The organism is Cribrihabitans pelagius (assembly GCF_048820915.1).
Taxonomy (GTDB): Bacteria; Pseudomonadota; Alphaproteobacteria; order Rhodobacterales; family Rhodobacteraceae; genus Cribrihabitans_A; species Cribrihabitans_A pelagius.
The window spans coordinates 1-1,414 of the sequence record NZ_JBMERR010000060.1 but is presented as its reverse complement, the minus strand read 5'-3'; the positions used below and the strand labels follow the sequence as shown (position 1 = coordinate 1,414).

Annotated in this window: 2 protein-coding genes and 1 pseudogene; 2 read left to right on the top strand and 1 reads right to left on the bottom strand. The window is 56.6% G+C overall.

Annotated elements, in window-relative coordinates:
- Positions 1-139, bottom strand: a pseudogene (locus ACOHX0_RS21850) (IS256 family transposase); the annotation flags it as partial.
- 195 nt (positions 140-334) lie between these two features.
- Here ACOHX0_RS21850 and ACOHX0_RS21845 point away from each other — a divergent pair.
- Both ACOHX0_RS21845 and ACOHX0_RS21840 read left to right on the top strand, forming a co-directional pair.
- Positions 335-562, top strand: a complete 228-nt coding sequence (locus ACOHX0_RS21845) for a DUF262 domain-containing protein (protein ID WP_420679358.1) — start codon at positions 335-337, stop codon at positions 560-562.
- A gap of 57 nt (positions 563-619) precedes the next feature.
- Positions 620-1,264 (top strand): hypothetical protein, encoded by a 645-nt coding sequence (locus ACOHX0_RS21840; RefSeq protein ID WP_420679357.1) that lies wholly within the window; start codon positions 620-622, stop codon positions 1,262-1,264.
- Positions 1,265-1,414: the final 150 nt, after the last annotated feature.

The following is a 1,414-nucleotide window of genomic DNA, read 5'->3' as shown; positions in this document are numbered from 1 at the left end:
CGTGCTTGCCGGCGCCGATCAGGCCTTCGACATCGGCCTCCATGATCAGCTGAAGAACGGCCTCAGCGACGGCGCGAAGGAAATCGCCGCCGTCCTGCTTTGCGAGAAGCTCGGAAAGGGCCATGTTAGTCTTGGTCATCGGGGTCTCCGTGTGGTTCGTGGTTGAAGCTGCGAAACCCCACCTCGACCATACACCTCGATGGCCACCCGGATTACACCGGCAGCGCCGATGAAATTACACCACGTCCGCGGACACTAGCCTGTCGATTTTTCTTGTTGAAGTCTTGAACCTGCATAGGGATGGCGAGATTGTAACAGCCCCGAGTATCAACGGCTGTTCCGCTGGAGCGTTGAGCAGCGCTCACGCCTGATCGAAGACACCCTTCTTCGGCTCCCGATCCCTCCCATATTTTTGATCGAAGGCGAGAATGGCATTCTCGACCTGATCGATGGCCTTCAGCGCACGAGTTCTGTTTTGCAGTTCCTGGATCACGAGGCCATTGGCCAGGATGAACTCGTCCTGGGTGGTTGCGACATCCTTCAAGAGATCAACGGGATGTAGTTTCAGGACTTCAACACTTCCATTCGTCTTCGGTTGAAGCGGACGCCCATTCGTGCCGTGATCATCAAACGAAGCGGCGAAGACTATGTGAAATACGAAATGTTCAGGCGCCTGAACACGGGCGGCTCTCTACTGTCGGCTCAAGAAATTCGAAACTGTTCGTCCAGAATGCTCTCGGGTGGCGCGGCTTTCTATGGCGCCCTGCAGGAACTGGCCCAGGATCAAAACTTCAAGGACGCAACTGTTCGCCTGCCTGAACCTGACCGGGAACGACGCGCAGACGAGGAGTTGGTGCTGCGTAATTTCGCTGTTCGTTGCTATCAAGAGAGCTTTGCCGGAAATGTCCGCGAGTGGCTTGACAACTTTATGGAGGAAATTCTGTTCGACCGTGATGGGATTGAGTTTGACCCAAACGAGTTCAGGAGCTTTCTTGCCTTCATTGCAAACAAGTTCGGCGATGCTGCCTTCTCCAGGTCACGAGATGGCCAGGCCTTTGGCCGCCTTGCTCCCGCATATTTTGAAGCCGTGGCTGGAGCGTTGACCGATCACTTTGACGAACTGGCCGGGGCGGATCCAGTTGAACTTCAAGCCAAACTCAGCAACGCCTTCGATGGCGTCGATTTCAAGGCGGCCAGCGGCCCTGGAGTAACCTCGGAGGGCAAGCTGGACACCTCCGGAAACCTCTGGCTGATCGGCGGATAACGTGATTCACTTCCCGCGTAACGGGGAGGCGGCCATGTCGAGGCAAGCAGGCTTCTGGAGCGTTGATGACCGGCTGGCGGGGATCTCGGCGGGTGGCGATCCGCTGGAGACATTGAATGCCACGGTGGATTTCGAGCGCTTTCGGCCAAT